Origin of the sequence: Micromonospora echinospora (assembly GCF_900091495.1) — a bacterium.
Lineage (GTDB): Bacteria > Actinomycetota > Actinomycetes > Mycobacteriales > Micromonosporaceae > Micromonospora > Micromonospora echinospora.
This window is the reverse complement of sequence record NZ_LT607413.1, coordinates 4,491,276-4,506,156: the sequence shown is the minus strand read 5'-3', so window position 1 is coordinate 4,506,156 and position 14,881 is coordinate 4,491,276. Positions and strand designations below refer to the sequence as shown.

Here is a 14,881-nt window from a genome sequence, read left to right as displayed (position 1 = left end):
AAGAGATGGCACCGACATGGCATGTATGCGAATTTGGCTCACCATGACCGTCACCGCCGTAGTGGTCGTCGCAGCCGCCCCACCGGCCACCGCGAACGGGGCCACCACCACCCGGGTCAGCGTCTCCACCACCGGCGACCAGAGCAACGACCGCAGCGACGACCCGGCGATCAGCGCCGACGGCCGCTACGTCACCTTCGACTCCGACGCCACCAACCTCGTACCCGACGACACCAACGGCGTCAGCGACATCTTCGTCCGCGACCGGATCACCGGCACCACCACCCGCGTCAGCGTCTCCACCACCGGTGACCAGGCCAATGGATTCAGCCGGGCTTCAGCGATCAGCGCCGACGGGCGGTACGTCGCCTACCACTCCCTGGCGACCAACCTCGTACCCGACGACACCAACGACGAGATCGACGTCTTCGTCCGGGACCGCGCCACCGGCACCACCACCCGCGTCAGCGTCTCCACCAACGGCTACCAGGCCAACCACTACAGCGAACTCCCGGCGATCAGCGCCGACGGCCGCTACATCACCTACCACTCCCTGGCGACCAACCTCGTACCCAGGGACACGAACAGCGCCTACGACGTCTTCGTTCGGGACCAGATCGCCGGCACCACCCGCCGCGTCAGCGTCTCGACGGCCGGCGACCAGGGCGACCGGGACAGCTTCGAGCCGGCGATCAGTGCCGACGGCCGCTACGTCAGTTACACCTCACGCGCCTCGAACCTGGTACCCGACGACGCCAATGGCGACCTCACCGACGTCCTCGTCTGGGACCGCACCACCGGCTCCACCCGCCGGATCAGCGTCTCCACCGGCGGCGACCAGGGCAACGACGACAGCTTCACCTCGGCGCTCAGCGCCGACGGCCGCTATGTCAGCTACGCCTCGGACGCCTCGAATCTCGCGCCCGGGGACACCAACAACGCCACCGACGTATTCGTCTGGAACCGGATCACCGGCACCACCCGCCGCGTCAGCGTCTCCACCACCGGCAACCAGGGCGACGGCTTCAGCCGGAGCCCGGCGATCAGCGCCGACGGGCGGTACGTCACCTACCAATCCCTGGCGACCAACCTCGTACCCGACGACACCAACGACGTCACCGACATCTTCGTCCGGGACCGGATCACCGGCACCACCCGTCGCGTCAGCGTCTCCACCACCGGCGACCAGGCCAACCACCACAGCGAACTCCCGGCGATCAGCGCCGACGGCCGCTACATCACCTACCACTCCCTGGCGACCAACCTCGTACCCGACGACACCAACGACGTCACCGACATCTTCGTCCGGCACCGGGGCGGCCACTGAGCCCTCGGCCGTAGCTGAGAGCTGCGGTGGCAGGCCGGCGGGTCGCCGCCTGGCGCCGCGTCTTCGCTCTTCATCTCGCTACAGTCGGCGAGGCGGTGATCCGCCACAGCCGCCCTTATGCTCTGCTGGATGACGAGGGTGACGCCGCAACAGCTCGCCGCCGCCCGAGGTTTGCGTTCTCGGGCTGATGCTGGGTGACGCGATTGGCGTCACCGGCGGTGACGTCCCGCCGAGATCGCGGCTCAGGGGTCCCTCCGGTGCACCAGCGCGCAGACCCCTGAGCACGTTCGGAAGGAGCTGGGCCGTGCCGACGGTTGTCGATGCTGTCATCCCCACCGACAACGGGTTGTTCCTGGTCCGGGACGTCAGCGCGGTCAGCCGGGAGGCCCAAGTGGCGGTCTTCCAGGCAGTCCGGATCCCCAACAGCCGCCGCGGACGTCTCAGCGCCGCCGCCGCTGGCATCCTCCTGGTCCGCGGCGCCCACCAGATGACCCGGCCCCGGCTCAGGATCGAGGTTGTCGACACCGCGCCCGCCGAGGAGCCGCCGTGGCACTGGGAACCGCAGACCACGGTGGAACTCGCCACCGGCCGGCTCGTGGTGGAGGCGGACCCCAGCTTCCCGCTCGACGTGCCGGTGGTCGAGCTGCCCGGCGGGCCGGGCCGTTACGCGGTCGCGCTCGGGCACACCGGCCGCGCCGAGATGCAACGGGAAGCCGCACGGGTCGGCGCGGAGACCCTCTCCGTCCCCGCCGACGACTCCGCCGCCGCCTGGCAGCGCCTCGCCGGCCTTGAGCAGTATCTGATCCGGTTCTGGCCCGAGCACCGGACCGGATAGGCGGAACATCCAGCGGGTCACCCCAGAGAGCACGCCACGACTTCTCCCGCGCGAGGTCGTCCTTCGACGGGACGCGTTCCCGGTTGACCTTCACACGGTGGCAAGGTTTTGACTGTGGTCATGGAGATGACCACGCCGACCGAGGACCCGAACGTGCTGCCCGCCCTCCGGGGGCTGGCCAGCGGCGACCCGTCGGTGCGGCTGCGGGCGGCATTGGCCGTCGGTACGGCCCCGGACCCACGGTTCGTCGACCCGCTCGTCGAGCGGTGCGCGGTCGAGCCGGAGTTCTTCGTCCGTGACATGCTCACCTGGGCACTCACCCGTCACCCGTCGTCGGTGACGGTGCCGAAGCTCCTCGACGAACTCCGGTCGGAGCGTACGCAGGCCCGGAGCCAGGCGTTGCACACGTTGTCCAAGATCGCGGACCGGCGGGCGTGGCCGGCGATCACCCGGGACCTGCTGACCGACGCCGACGACGGGGTGGCCCGGGCCGCGTGGCGCACGGCGGTCGTCCTCGTACCGGACGGCGACGAACCCGGGCTGGCCGAGGTGTTGGTGACGCAACTCGGGCGCGGCGGGCGGGAGACGCAGTTGAGTCTCAGCCGGGCACTGGTCGCCCTCGGTGAGACGATCGAGCCGGCCCTGCGCGCCGCGACGACGCATCCCGACCCTCGGGTACGCCAGCACGCGATCGCCACGGAACGGCTGTTGGAGGACCCGGATGCCGGATTCGGCTTCGCGATCGAGGAGGCGAAGCGCATCGTGGCCCTCGGCCCGACCAGCCAGGAGGGATGACCGGCAGTGTTGATCGGTGAGGTGGCCCGACGGTCCGGGGTCAGCGCCCGCATGCTCCGGCACTACGACACGCTCGGCCTGGTCCGGCCGACGGGTCGTACGGTGGGCGGCTACCGGGAGTACTCCCACGAGGACATCCGCCGGATCTTCCACATCGAGAGCCTGCGGTCTCTGGGGCTGTCGCTGCGGGAGGTCGGGCGCGCGCTCGACGATCCCGGCTTCCGCCCCTCGGACCTCGTCGACGACCTCATCCGCCAGACCCGCGACCGCATCGCGGGTGAGGTGGAGCTGCTGACCCGGCTGCGCCGGATCGGTGCCGCGGAACCCGACGACTGGGCGGACGTGCTCCAGGTCGTCGCGCTCCTCCAGGATCTGGGTTCGGAGAGCGCGGACCGGCGCCAACGCGCCGCGCTCTCCTCGGTCGGGGAGTTCCCGGTGCCGGTGGAGGCCCTGGTCGAGGCGGCGTTGAGCGAGGCGGATCCGAACGTCGCCGGTGCCCTCCGCTGGGCCCTGGCCCAGTCCGGCGACGACGGACTGGCCCTGCTCGCCGAGGGCCTCGACGCACCGACGGCCGAGGTGCGCCGACGTGCCGTCCGGGCCGTCGCCGAGATCCCGCACGACGCGGCGACCGACCTGCTGCGGGACGCCCTCACGCACGCCGACCTCACGGTCCGCCGGCACGCCGCCCTGGTGCTCGGGGCACGTGGCGTGGTCGAGGCGGTCCCGACGCTGGTCGAGATGATCGTCGAGGGGACGAACGACGTCGACGCGGCCGACGCGCTGAGCGCGCTGGCCGGTGATCCCGCGTTGGCGGACCGGATCGCCACCGGGCTCGTCGACCGCCTCGCTCCCGGTACCTCCGAACCGGCCGCACGCCTACGGCTGGTCCAGGCGCTCGCCGACGTGCCGGGGAGCACGGCGTCGGATGCCCTTGCGGCGCTGTCCCACGACGAGGACCGTGCGGTCGCGCTCACCGCGACCTACGTCCGCACGCTGCGCGACGAACGGTGACGGACCCGTCCCGAGCGGCGGGCGGGTGGAGGGGCGGCGTGGTCGACGTACGCGCTCGGTGCGGGTAGCCGGACGCTTCCGCTCACTCGGGGTCGTGGACGAGGACGTGGACGGCGTGGGCGGCCGGGATGGCGGCGAGCAGCACGGGGTGGCGGGGTTCGGGGACGTCGAGGTGACGGTCGGCGCGTAGCGCCGCCAGCGGGGCGAGGCGCCGGTCGGCGAGGACGGTGTCGATCGCGCGGCGGTCACCGCCGGTGACCAGGGCGGTGAGCGTCGACGCCTCGGGCAGCAGGAGACGGACGGCCAGGTCGGCGGCGTCGCCGAGGACCGCCTTGGCCTGGTTGTCACGGCGGCGGGCGAACCGCTGCTGGGACCAGCCTCCGGCGGCGGTGCGCCCCTGCACGTACCGGGTGTCGACCTTGGAGACGGTCAGCTTGTCGCCGTCGGCGACGCCCACCGCCACGCCGCCCTTGCGGGCCAGCAGCAGGCCGATGCGGCGGTTCGCGGTGGCCGCCGCCGCGAAGCCGGTCACGTCCGGGGTGGCCGGCGCGCCGGGCGGGGTGTGCAGTGCGGCGGTCGCGCCGTCCGGCGCGGTCAGCAGCAGCCCGTACGGCTGACCGGTGGTGGCCGGGGCGCCGTGCCGGGTGGCGAAACCCTCGACCCAGCGGGCGACCCGGGCCGGCTCGACCTCGATCCAGCGTCCCCCACCCGGTGCCGGCCAACTGCGCATGCCCATCACCCCTCCGCTCGTACCCATCCTGCCGACCGAGCTTCCCAGAGCACGCCCGTCGGCCGCACCCCATGCACGACTGGCACCGACAGGATGACCCCATGGCACAACGTGGCCAACGGCGGGATGTTCGGTGCTCGACCGGCGATGCGGGCGGCCCACGGCCGCGACCCGCCGATCCGCCGCAGCCCGTCGCGAGCCGGTCGCGGGCCCCAGGCGTTGCCGGCCAACGACGGCCGGCTAGGCGGTCAACCGAGCAGCATGGTGACGGCGAGGGCGGCGATGATGGCGCTGGAGGTCAGGGCGGTGACCAACCGGCCCCGGGGTCCGGTGAGCACCCGGCCGACGAGGCTGCCGCCGGCCGCGACGAACAGCTGCCAGCTCGCCGAGGCGAGGAACGCCCCGAGCACGAACAGTCCGGCGGCCAGCGGTGCGACGGCGTCGGAGCGGCCGAGGACGAGCGCGGCGAAGTAGACCACGGTCGCCGGGTTCAGCATGGTCAACGCCAGGACGCCGAGGAAGGCGCGGGCCGGCGTGTCCAGGCCCCGCCGCGTCGGTGTCGACGCAGGTGTCCGGGGACGCAGGGCCCGCCACGCGCCGTGGGCGGCGAGGGCGAGGAGAACCCCGGCGGCGACCAGCCGCAGCGGGTCGGCGACCGGGGCGACCAGCCCCGCCACCACGGTCCCGCCCAGCGCGGCGACGGCGGCGTAGAGCCCGTCGGCGGTGGCGACACCGAGCGCGGCGGCGGCCCCGACGCGGAACGAGGTGCGCGCGGTCAGACCGAGGACCAGCACCGCGATCGCGCCGACCGGGACGGCGACGCCGTAGCCGGCGACCAGGCCGGCGAGGAAGGCGCTCACGACGACGGGCGACGACACGGGCCGGAGCGCGGCGACGTGCGCTGTCGGCCGGCGGCGGTGGCCGGAGCGACAGGGACGCTGCTGCGGTACGACTCGTGCATCCGCTCATCGTCGGCCCGGGGCGGTCGTTCCCGCGACCGATTTACCTGGCAAGCGTCGAGGTGCCGCCCCGGGCGGGGCGGCACCTCGACGGACGAGCGGTCGATCAGACGTTGAAGCCGAGGGCGCGGAGCTGCTCCCGACCGTCGTCGGTGATCTTGTCGGGGCCCCATGGCGGGATCCACACCCAGTTGATCCGGAAGTCGGCGACCAGTCCCCCACCCGGGCCGGTGCACAACGCCTGCCGGCACTGCGCCTCGATCTCGTCGGTCAACGGGCAGGCCGCCGAGGTCAGGGTCATGTCGATGGTGGCGACGTTGTCGTCGTCGACGTGGACGCCGTACACCAGGCCGAGGTCGACCACGTTGATGCCCAACTCCGGGTCGACGACGTCCTTCATCGCCTCCTCGATGTCGGCGAGCGCGGCCTTGCCGCCGGCCGACGTGGCGGTCGGGGTCTGGGTGCCCTCCCCGCCGGTGGCCGTCGCGGCCTGCTCGGACGGCGCCGTCGTGGTGCCGTCGGGCGGCGTCACGGCCGCCTCGGGCGACGGCGTGGGGGCCGTCGCGGTGTCCTCAGAACTCATGCCTTCACCTCCGGGCTCGCGCCCACCCCCGCGCGTGCCGCGGCGTCCTTGAACGCCATCCACGACAGCAGCGCGCACTTGACCCGGGCGGGGTAGCGGGCGACACCCGCGAACGCTACCCCGTCACCGAGCACGTCCTCGTCCGGCGTGACCTGGCCACGCCCGGACAACAGCTCGACGAACGCCTCGTGCACGGCGAACGCCTCGTCGGCCGGGCGACCCGTCAGCAGCTCGTGCAGCACGCTCGCCGACGCCTGGCTGATCGAGCAGCCCATGCCGTCGTACGAGATGTCGTGCAGCACCGTGCCGTCGGTGGCGACCCGGACGGTCACCTCGTCCCCGCAGGTCGGGTTGACGTGGTGCGCCTCGGCGACCCGGTCGCCCGGCTCCTGCGGGTCGCGCAGGCCGCGGCCCTGCGGGCGCTTGTAGTGGTCCAGGATGATCTCCTGGTAGAGCTGGTCGAGCTGCATCAGGCGAACACCTTCCGTGCCTGCTCCAGTCCCGCCACGAGGGCGTCGATCTCCGCCGTGGTGGTGTAGAGGTAGAACGACGCCCGGGTCATCGCCGGCACCCCGAACCGGGTGCACACCGGCCGGGCGCAGTGGTGACCCACCCGCACCTGCACGCCGAGCGAGTCGAGCACCTGCCCGACGTCGTGCGGGTGCACGTCGCCGAGGGCGAACGAGATGGTGCCGCCCCGGCCCACCGGCACGGCCGGGCCGAAGATCCGCAGCCCCGGCACGGTCGCCAGGGCGTCCAGCGCGTACGCGGTGAGTTCCTTCTCGTGCCACTGGATCGCCCGCATGCCGACGCCGGTGAGGTAGTCCACGGCCGCGCCGAGCGCCACCGCCTCGGCGATCGGCGGGGTGCCCGCCTCGAACCGGGCCGGCGGCGCGGCGAACGTGGAGCCCGCCATCGTCACCGTCTCGATCATCGAGCCGCCACCGAGCACCGGCGGCATCGCCGACAGCAGCTCGGAGCGGCCCCAGAGCACGCCGATGCCGGTCGGCCCGCACATCTTGTGCCCGGTGAAGACGACGAAGTCGGCGTCGAGGTCGACCACGTCGAGCGGCATGTGCGGCGCGGACTGCGAGCAGTCCCAGAGCAGCAGGGCGCCCACCTCACGGACCCGTTGGGTGATCCGGGAGGTCGGGTTGACCGTGCCGAGGATGTTCGACACGTGCACCAGCGAGACGATCTTCGTCCGTTCGGTGACCAGGTCCTCCAGGCCGGAGTCGTCGAGCCGGCCGTGCTCGGTGACCGGGAACCAGCGCAGGGTCGCGCCGGTCCGCTCGCAGAGCAGCTGCCACGGGACGATGTTCGAGTGGTGCTCCATCTCGGAGATCACCACCTCGTCACCGGGGCCGAGCCGGAACCTGGGGTCGGCGTCGGCGCGCAGCGAGGCGTTGGAGAACGCGTACGCCACCAGGTTGATCGCCTCGGTGGAGTTCTTGGTGAAGACCACCTCGTCCACGCTGGGCGCGTTGACGAACGCGGCGATCTTCGCCCGGGCCCCCTCGTACGCCTCGGTGGCCTCGGTGCCCAGGGTGTGCACCGAACGCGACACGTTGGCGTTGTGCATCGCGTAGTGCTCGACGAGGACGTCGAGCACCTGACGCGGCTTGTGCGAGGTGTTGGCGCTGTCGAGGTAGACCAGCGGGTGCCCGTTGACCTCCCGGTCGAGGATCGGGAAGTCGGCGCGCACCGCCGTCACGTCGAAGCGGGGCACGTCGTCGTACTGCGGCATCCCGGCGGGGATCGTGATGGTGGTCATCGCCCGTGACCGGCCCTTCCTCAGGCCCGCGCCGCGCCGGCTCCGGCGACGTACCGCTCGTAGCCCTCGGCCTCGAGCTTGTCGGCCAGCTCCGGGCCGCCCTGCTCGACGATGCGCCCGGCCACGAAGACGTGCACGAAGTCCGGCTTGATGTAGCGCAGGATGCGGGTGTAGTGGGTGATCAGCAGCAGGCCGGTGTCGCCGGTGTCGCGGACCCGGTTGACGCCCTCGCTGACCACGCGGAGCGCGTCCACGTCGAGGCCGGAGTCGGTCTCGTCGAGGACTGCGATCTTCGGCTTGAGCAGTTCGAGCTGCACGATCTCGTGCCGCTTCTTCTCACCGCCGGAGAAGCCCTCGTTGACGTTGCGCTGGGCGAAGGCCGGGTCCATCTGGAGCCGCTCCATCGCGCCGCGCAGCTCGCCGCCCCAGGTGCGCAGCTTCGGGGCCGCGCCGTCGATGGCGGTCTTGGCGGTACGCAGGAAGTTCGCCACCGAGACGCCGGGGATCTCGACCGGGTACTGCATGGCCAGGAAGAGGCCGGCGCGGGCCCGCTCGTCGACGGACATCTCCAGGACGTCGACGCCGTCGAGGGTCACCGTGCCGCCGGTGATCTCGTACTTCGGGTGACCGGCGATCGAGTACGCCAGGGTCGACTTGCCGGAGCCGTTCGGGCCCATGATGGCGTGCGTCTCGCCCGACTTCACGGTCAGGTCGACGCCGGCCAGGATCGGCTTGAGCTCACCCTCGGGCAGCTTGACCGACACCTTCAGGTCGCGGATCTCCAGGGTGCTCATTATCGGGTCACTCCATTGCTCGGCGTGAGACTGACGTAGATGTCGCCGTCGCGGACTTCGACGGGGTAGACGGGTACGGGTTCGGTGGCGGGCAGCCCGCTCGGCTCACCGGTCCGCAAATCGAAACGGGAACCATGCAGCCAGCATTCCAGCGTGCAGCCGGACACCTCGCCCTCGGAGAGGGCCACGGCGGCGTGCGAGCACTCGTCGTGGACGGCGTAGAAGCCGCCGTCGTCGGCGTGCACCACGGCGATCGCGGTGCCGTCGACGTCGGCGCTGATCACGGTGCCCTTCGGCACGTCCCCGGTCGAGCAGATCCTGATCATCAGGCGCCGGCCTTGGCCAGTCGGGCCTCGATCGCCTCGCCGAGCCGCTCCCGCAGCGACTCCACCGGGATCTTGTTGAGGATCTCGGCGAAGAAGCCCCGGACCACCAGGCGGCGGGCCTCGGCCTCCGGGATGCCCCGGGCCATCAGGTAGAAGAGCTGCTCGTCGTCGAAGCGACCGGTGGCGCTGGCGTGGCCGGCACCGGCGATCTCGCCGGTCTCGATCTCCAGGTTGGGCACCGAGTCGGCCCGCGCGCCGTCGGTCAGCAGCAGGTTCCGGTTGATCTCGTACGTGTCGGTGCCGGTCGCCTCGGCGCGGATGAGCACGTCGCCCACCCAGACGGTGCGGGCGCTCTCGCCCTGCAACGCGCCCCGGTAGCCGACGTTACTGCGGCAGTCCGGGATGCTGTGGTCGACCAGCTGCCGGTGCTCCAGGTGCTGACCGGAGTCGGCGAAGTAGACGCCGTACAGCTCGGCCTCGCCGCCCCGGCCGGCGTACTCCACGCTGGTGTACTGCCGGACCAGGTCGCCGCCGAGGGTGACCTGCACGTGCGTCACCCGGGCGTCCCGACCCAGCTTGATCTTGAGGTGCTGGGCCTGGACCGCGTCGTCGGCCCAGTCGGCGACGGTGACCAGGGTGAGCTTCGCGCCGTCACCGACCGACACCTCGACGTTCTCGCCGAGCGTGCCGCTGCCCACCTGCTCCACCACGAGCACCGACTCGGACAACGCGCCGATCTCGACGAAGGTGTGCGCGAAGGTGAGCACGTCGCGGGGGCCACCCTGCACGGTGACGGTCACCGGCTCGTGGACCACGGCCTGCGGGGCGACCTGGACCAGCCGGCCGAGACCGGCCTCGCCGTAGGCGCGGGCGCTGACCCGGTCGAACGGCGTGAGGACGCTGCCCCGGCGCGGGTCGTCCTTGGCCAGCGTGCCGACGGTCACCCCGTCCGGCAGCGGGCCGACCTCGTAGGCGGGCCAGTGCGCGGACTCGTCGGTGACGGTCCCGTCCAGCAGACCCCGCAACCGCTTCAGCGGGGTGAAGCGCCACTCCTCCTCGAGGCCGGTGAGGGCCGGGAAGTCGGCAACGTCGTACGAACGCAGCGCCTGCGACTTGGTGCTCGGCGGCGGCGCGGAAGCCTGGATAGTCATCTCTTCCTTGATCAGTTCTCGCGACAACGGTGTCCGGTGCCAGATGGCGGGCGGGCCGGTCGGACCGGCCCGCCCGGGGGTCGGCGGAAGATGCTCCCGCCCGCCCGGAGGTGGGGCCGGCGTCAGCCGACCGCGCCCTCCATCTGCAGCTCGATCAGGCGGTTGAGCTCCAGGGCGTACTCCATCGGGAGCTCCTTGGCGATCGGCTCGATGAAGCCGCGCACGATCATCGCCATCGCCTCGTCCTCGCTCAGGCCCCGGCTCATCAGGTAGAAGAGCTGGTCCTCGCTGACCTTGGAGACGGTCGCCTCGTGCCCCATCGACACGTCGTCCTCGCGGATGTCGACGTACGGGTAGGTGTCCGAGCGGGAGATGGTGTCGACCAGCAACGCGTCGCACTTGACCGTGCTCGCGCTGTGGTGCGCGCCCTCCATCACCTGCACCAGGCCCCGGTACGAGGTACGGCCGCCGCCCCGGGCGATCGACTTCGACACGATGGTGCTGCTGGTGTGCGGCGCGGCGTGCACCATCTTGGCGCCGGCGTCCTGGTGCTGGCCCTCGCCGGCCATCGCCACCGAGAGCACCTCGCCCTTGGCGTGCTCGCCGGTCATGTAGACCGCCGGGTACTTCATGGTGACCTTGGAGCCGATGTTGCCGTCGATCCACTCCATGGTCGCGCCCTCGTGGCAGACCGCGCGCTTGGTGACCAGGTTGTAGACGTTGTTCGACCAGTTCTGGATGGTCGTGTACCGGCAGCGGGCGTTCTTCTTGACGACGATCTCCACGACCGCGCTGTGCAGCGAGTCGGAGGAGTAGATCGGGGCGGTGCAGCCCTCGACGTAGTGCACGTACGCGCCCTCGTCGACGATGATCAGCGTCCGCTCGAACTGGCCCATGTTCTCGGTGTTGATCCGGAAGTACGCCTGGAGCGGGATCTCCACCTGCACGCCCTTCGGCACGTAGATGAACGAGCCGCCGGACCAGACGGAGGTGTTCAGGGCGGCGAACTTGTTGTCGCCGACCGGGATCACCGTGCCGAAGTACTCCTTGAAGACGTCCTCGTGCTCCTTGAGGGCGGTGTCGGTGTCGAGGAAGAGGACACCCTGCTCCTCCAGGTCCTCGCGGATCTTGTGGTAGACCACCTCGGACTCGTACTGCGCCGCGACACCGGCGATCAGCCGCTGCTTCTCGGCCTCCGGGATGCCCAGCCGGTCGTAGGTGTTCTTGATCTCCTCGGGCAGGTCCTCCCAGCTGGCGGCCTGCTTCTCGGTGGAGCGGACGAAGTACTTGATGTTGTCGAAGTCGATCCCGGTGAGGTCGGCTCCCCAGGCCGGCATCGGCTTGCGGCCGAACAGCCGCAGGCCCTTCAGCCGCAGGTCGAGCATCCAGGCCGGCTCGTTCTTCTTGGCCGAGATGTCCCGCACCACCGCCTCGTTGAGGCCACGCTGGGCGGTCGCCCCGGCGACGTCGGAGTCGGCCCAGCCGTACTCGTAACGACCGAGGGCGGCGAGCTGCTCCTCCTGGGTCAGGGGCTGAACGATCTGCTCGGTCATCTATCTGTCCTCACAGTGGAGACGGTCTTACCGGACGGAACACGCCCCGGTTGGCCGGGAATGTGCGTGGTGCACACCCCGTCGCCGTGGGCGATGGTGGCCAGACGCTGCACGTGCGTGCCGACCAGACGGGAGATCACCGAGGTCTCGGCCTCGCACAGCTGGGGGAACTCGGCGGCCACGTGCGCCACCGGGCAGTGGTGCTGACAGAGCTGGCCACCGGAGGCGATCGTGGACGCGTTGGCGGCGTACCCCTCGGCGGTCAGCGCCCCGGCGAGCGCCTCCGCTCGGGCGAGCGGGTCCTCCCCGGCGTCTTCCAGCGCCGCCCGGCAGCGGCGCTCCAGCGCGGCGACCTGCTCGGCGGCGAACGCCTCCACCGCTTCCGCCCCGCCCGTACGGGCGATCCAGCGCAGCGCGGCGGTGGCCATGTTGTCGTAGTGGTGGGTGCCGCAACGCACCCGGGCGGCGTCGGTGAGCAGGAAGACCTTGGCCGGGCGACCACGGCCCCGGTGGGCCCGGACCGCCTGCTCCCGGGCGACCACGTCACCGTCGACCAGCATCGCGTCGAGGTGACGGCGGATCGCCGCCGGGCTGAGGCCCAGCGCGTCGCCGAGCTGCACGGCGGTGGTCGCGCCCCGCGCCAGCAGGAGCTGCGTGACCCGCTCACGGGTGGACACGTCGGCGGCGGACGCGGACGCCCCGGCGACCGCAGCGGCCGCCGGCCGCTGCCCGGAGAGCGCCGCCGCGTTTTTCACAACGCCCACGTTACGTAATTCGCCGGGCACCCGCAAACCCCGGTTCCGGTGATCCGAACCACCGGCTCGGCGGAGTCCCCCGGGGACCCGAGCACTACAGTGCGTAGGATTCGCGCTGTGAAGCCCGCCGCCCGGTTCCCGGTCCCCGCAGCCCTGCTGCGCCGACTCGCGCTCGCCTCGATCATCGCCAACGTCGGGATCGTGGTCACCGGCGGGGCCGTCCGGTTGACCGCCTCCGGTCTCGGCTGCCCCACCTGGCCCCGGTGCACCGACGAGTCGTACACCACGACCGCCGAGATGGGCATCCACGGAGTCATCGAGTTCGGCAACCGGCTGCTCACCTTCGCGGTCGGCCTGATCGCGCTGGCCGTCCTGGTCGCGGTCCTGCTGCACCGGCCCCGGCGGCGCGGACTGCTGCCGCTGGCGGTCGCGGTCTTCCTGGGCATCCCGGCTCAGGCGGTGATCGGCGGGATCACCGTGCTGACCAACCTCAACCCGTGGGTGGTCGGGCTGCACTTCCTCGCCTCGATGGCGGTGATCGCGGCGGCGTACGCGCTCTGGCGGCGGATCAAGGACCCGGACGGCCCCGCGGTGGCCGTGGTGCCGACCCCGCTGCGCACCCTGGCCACGATCACCACCGTGGTCAGCGCGGCGGTGCTGGTCATCGGGACGTGGGTCACCGGCAGCGGCCCGCACGCCGGCGACCACGGCGCGGCCCGCAACGGGCTGGACCCCGAGACGATCTCCCAGGTGCACGCCGACAGCGTCTTCCTGCTGATCGGCCTCTCGGTGGCGCTCGTCTTCGCCTTCCGGGCGGTCGGCGCGACCGGCGCGGCCCGGGCGGCACTGGTGCTCGTCGCGGTGGAGCTGAGCCAGGGTCTGATCGGTTTCGTGCAGTACTTCACGCACCTGCCGGCGCTGCTGGTGGGCGCGCACATGCTCGGCTCGTGTCTGGTGCTCCTGGCCACCCTGTCGGTGCAGTGGTCGACCCGCGAGCGGCGTCCCACCCCCGCCCCGGAGACGGCCGTCGAGACGGAGACGGACGCCCGGGCACACCCGGTCAGCGCCGCCCACAGCTGACCCGCCCACCCGCCCGCTTCACACCCGCCCGCGCCTCACGTGCCCTCGGTGCCCTCGCCGCCCTCCCGCGTCTTCCGCGTCTTCCGCACCTTCCGCGCCCTCCCGCGCCTTCCGGCCCGTATCGGGGAGCGCAGCGCAGCCGGCCGCCGGTTCCGCTTGCCCGCGCGGGGTGGGGTGAGGTGGTAGCAGGGGACCCTTGCTCATCAAAAAGCGGTAACAGGGGTCCCCTGCTACCACCCAGCCCCGAGCCCAAGCCGCGCCCACCTCGACCATTGCGAGGGCGGGGCGGGTCAGGTGGTGGGCAGGTGGGCCACGATCGCGTCGGCGAACCGGTCGGCGGCCCCCTCGGCGTGGCCGAGGAAGAGCGAGGGCTCGGTGAGTTCCAGCTCGACCAGGACCGGCCTGCCGTCCGCGCCGGGGATCAGGTCGACCCGGGCGTAGAGCAGGCGTTCCGCACCACCGGGCACCGCCGCGAGGGTGCGTTCGGCCACCGCGAGTTGCTCGGGGGTGACGGTACGCGGGTCGATCTGCTCGGCGTGGAACAGTTCCGCGGTGGGCTGGTCAGGGCCGGCGAGCATGGCGCCCTTACGGATCGCGTGGCTGAACACCGGACCGGTGGGCCCGCCGGCGAACAGCAGCGCGGTCTCCCCCGCCGTGTCGACCGCGTGCAGGTAGGGCTGCACCATCGCGACCCGCCCGGCGGCGCCGAGCCGCCCCAGGTGGTCGGTGGCGAGCCGGCGGTGCTCGGGGTCGGCCAGGTCGTACCGGCCGCTGTCCAGGCTGCCCGCGCTGACCGCCGGCTTGACGACGTACTCGCCCCGCTCCGGCGGCTGCCAGGGCTCGCCGGGCGCAACCCAGGTGGTGGGGACGGTCGGCACCCCGGCGGCGGAGAGCACGTCGAGGTAGCGCTTGTCGGTGTTCCAGACGACCACGTCGGCCGGGTTGGCCAGCCGGGGCACGGTGCGCGCCCAGGCGACGAACTCGTCGCGACGTGCGACGTAGTCCCAGGTCGAGCGGAGCACCACCAGGTCGTAGCCGGCCCAGTCGACGTCCGGGGCGTCCCAGGTGACGGTGTCGACGCGTACGCCGCGGGCGGCCAGCGGGGCCCGCAGGAGCCGGTCGTCCGGTTCGAGGTCGGGCAGTTCGGCGCAGGTGACGAGAGCGACCCGGGGTTCCCCCCGGGTCGGCTGGTGGTCGTGGGTCAAGGT

Annotated in this window: 16 protein-coding genes; 5 read left to right on the top strand and 11 right to left on the bottom strand. The window is 72.0% G+C overall.

Features of this window, described 5'->3' with window-relative positions; all coding sequences use genetic code 11:
* Positions 1–25 precede the first annotated feature (25 nt).
* From GA0070618_RS20310 to GA0070618_RS20295, 4 genes are all read left to right on the top strand, one after another.
* Positions 26–1,327, top strand: coding sequence for a TolB family protein (locus GA0070618_RS20310; protein ID WP_197701558.1), 1,302 nt, complete (start codon positions 26–28; stop codon positions 1,325–1,327).
* A gap of 304 nt (positions 1,328–1,631) precedes the next feature.
* Positions 1,632–2,162: a hypothetical protein gene (locus GA0070618_RS20305; protein WP_094977959.1), complete on the top strand. Its 531-nt coding sequence runs from the start codon at positions 1,632–1,634 to the stop codon at positions 2,160–2,162.
* Positions 2,163–2,288: 126 nt separating this feature from the next.
* The gene (locus tag GA0070618_RS20300; RefSeq protein WP_088985687.1) at positions 2,289–2,957 is read left to right on the top strand and encodes a HEAT repeat domain-containing protein; all 669 of its coding nucleotides are present in this window, start codon (positions 2,289–2,291) and stop codon (positions 2,955–2,957) included.
* A gap of 6 nt (positions 2,958–2,963) precedes the next feature.
* Positions 2,964–3,968 (top strand): HEAT repeat domain-containing protein, encoded by a 1,005-nt coding sequence (locus tag GA0070618_RS20295; protein ID WP_088983054.1) that lies wholly within the window; start codon positions 2,964–2,966, stop codon positions 3,966–3,968.
* 82 nt (positions 3,969–4,050) lie between these two features.
* On the opposite strand, the gene GA0070618_RS20290 is transcribed toward GA0070618_RS20295, so the two are convergent.
* The 10 genes from GA0070618_RS20290 to GA0070618_RS20245 all read right to left on the bottom strand — a co-directional run bounded on the left by GA0070618_RS20290 (position 4,051) and on the right by GA0070618_RS20245 (position 12,593).
* Positions 4,051–4,698, bottom strand: a complete 648-nt coding sequence (locus GA0070618_RS20290; RefSeq protein WP_088985686.1) for an acVLRF1 family peptidyl-tRNA hydrolase — start codon at positions 4,696–4,698, stop codon at positions 4,051–4,053.
* Between the two features lie 248 nt (positions 4,699–4,946).
* Entirely contained in the window at positions 4,947–5,576 is a 630-nt protein-coding gene (locus GA0070618_RS20285) for a LysE family transporter (RefSeq protein ID WP_088983053.1), read from the bottom strand.
* Positions 5,577–5,763: 187 nt separating this feature from the next.
* Complete coding sequence (locus GA0070618_RS20280) at positions 5,764–6,240, bottom strand: metal-sulfur cluster assembly factor (RefSeq protein WP_088983052.1); 477 nt, start codon at positions 6,238–6,240, stop codon at positions 5,764–5,766.
* Positions 6,237–6,710 carry a Fe-S cluster assembly sulfur transfer protein SufU gene (gene sufU, locus GA0070618_RS20275; protein ID WP_088983051.1) on the bottom strand — a complete coding sequence of 158 codons (474 nt, stop codon included), beginning with the start codon at positions 6,708–6,710 and terminating at the stop codon, positions 6,237–6,239. Before sufU ends, GA0070618_RS20280 begins: the two co-directional genes overlap by 4 nt.
* The gene (locus GA0070618_RS20270) at positions 6,710–8,014 is read right to left on the bottom strand and encodes a cysteine desulfurase (protein WP_088983050.1); all 1,305 of its coding nucleotides are present in this window, start codon (positions 8,012–8,014) and stop codon (positions 6,710–6,712) included. The genes sufU and GA0070618_RS20270 overlap by 1 nt, the downstream gene beginning before the upstream one ends.
* Positions 8,015–8,034: 20 nt before the next feature.
* Positions 8,035–8,808: a Fe-S cluster assembly ATPase SufC gene (gene sufC, locus GA0070618_RS20265; protein WP_088983049.1), complete on the bottom strand. Its 774-nt coding sequence runs from the start codon at positions 8,806–8,808 to the stop codon at positions 8,035–8,037.
* Entirely contained in the window at positions 8,808–9,134 is a 327-nt protein-coding gene (locus GA0070618_RS20260; RefSeq protein ID WP_088983048.1) for a non-heme iron oxygenase ferredoxin subunit, read from the bottom strand. Before GA0070618_RS20260 ends, sufC begins: the two co-directional genes overlap by 1 nt.
* The gene (gene sufD / locus GA0070618_RS20255) at positions 9,134–10,285 is read right to left on the bottom strand and encodes a Fe-S cluster assembly protein SufD (protein WP_088983047.1); all 1,152 of its coding nucleotides are present in this window, start codon (positions 10,283–10,285) and stop codon (positions 9,134–9,136) included. The genes GA0070618_RS20260 and sufD overlap by 1 nt, the downstream gene beginning before the upstream one ends.
* A 122-nt stretch (positions 10,286–10,407) precedes the next feature.
* A complete protein-coding gene (gene sufB, locus GA0070618_RS20250; RefSeq protein ID WP_088983046.1) occupies positions 10,408–11,838 on the bottom strand; it encodes a Fe-S cluster assembly protein SufB in 1,431 nt (476 codons plus the stop codon).
* The gene (locus GA0070618_RS20245) at positions 11,835–12,593 is read right to left on the bottom strand and encodes a helix-turn-helix transcriptional regulator (RefSeq protein WP_088983045.1); all 759 of its coding nucleotides are present in this window, start codon (positions 12,591–12,593) and stop codon (positions 11,835–11,837) included. The genes sufB and GA0070618_RS20245 overlap by 4 nt, the downstream gene beginning before the upstream one ends.
* Positions 12,594–12,692: 99 nt before the next feature.
* Here GA0070618_RS20245 and GA0070618_RS20240 point away from each other — a divergent pair, with 99 nt between their 5' ends.
* The gene (locus tag GA0070618_RS20240) at positions 12,693–13,673 is read left to right on the top strand and encodes a COX15/CtaA family protein (protein ID WP_172900312.1); all 981 of its coding nucleotides are present in this window, start codon (positions 12,693–12,695) and stop codon (positions 13,671–13,673) included.
* Between the two features lie 290 nt (positions 13,674–13,963).
* Here the strand turns inward: GA0070618_RS20240 and GA0070618_RS20235 are convergent, their stop codons facing one another.
* Positions 13,964–14,878, bottom strand: coding sequence for an ATP-grasp domain-containing protein (locus GA0070618_RS20235; RefSeq protein ID WP_088983043.1), 915 nt, complete (start codon positions 14,876–14,878; stop codon positions 13,964–13,966).
* Positions 14,879–14,881: the final 3 nt, after the last annotated feature.

Coding starts and splice junctions, on each gene's coding strand:
- GA0070618_RS20310 (WP_197701558.1), top strand. CDS start 26: ATGCGAATTTGGCTCACCATGACCGTCACCGCCGTAGTGGTCGTCGCA.
- GA0070618_RS20300 (WP_088985687.1), top strand. CDS start 2,289: ATGACCACGCCGACCGAGGACCCGAACGTGCTGCCCGCCCTCCGGGGG.
- GA0070618_RS20290 (WP_088985686.1), bottom strand. CDS start 4,698: ATGCGCAGTTGGCCGGCACCGGGTGGGGGACGCTGGATCGAGGTCGAG.
- GA0070618_RS20280 (WP_088983052.1), bottom strand. CDS start 6,240: ATGAGTTCTGAGGACACCGCGACGGCCCCCACGCCGTCGCCCGAGGCG.
- sufU (WP_088983051.1), bottom strand. CDS start 6,710: ATGCAGCTCGACCAGCTCTACCAGGAGATCATCCTGGACCACTACAAG.
- GA0070618_RS20270 (WP_088983050.1), bottom strand. CDS start 8,014: ATGACCACCATCACGATCCCCGCCGGGATGCCGCAGTACGACGACGTG.
- sufC (WP_088983049.1), bottom strand. CDS start 8,808: ATGAGCACCCTGGAGATCCGCGACCTGAAGGTGTCGGTCAAGCTGCCC.
- GA0070618_RS20260 (WP_088983048.1), bottom strand. CDS start 9,134: ATGATCAGGATCTGCTCGACCGGGGACGTGCCGAAGGGCACCGTGATC.
- sufD (WP_088983047.1), bottom strand. CDS start 10,285: ATGACTATCCAGGCTTCCGCGCCGCCGCCGAGCACCAAGTCGCAGGCG.
- sufB (WP_088983046.1), bottom strand. CDS start 11,838: ATGACCGAGCAGATCGTTCAGCCCCTGACCCAGGAGGAGCAGCTCGCC.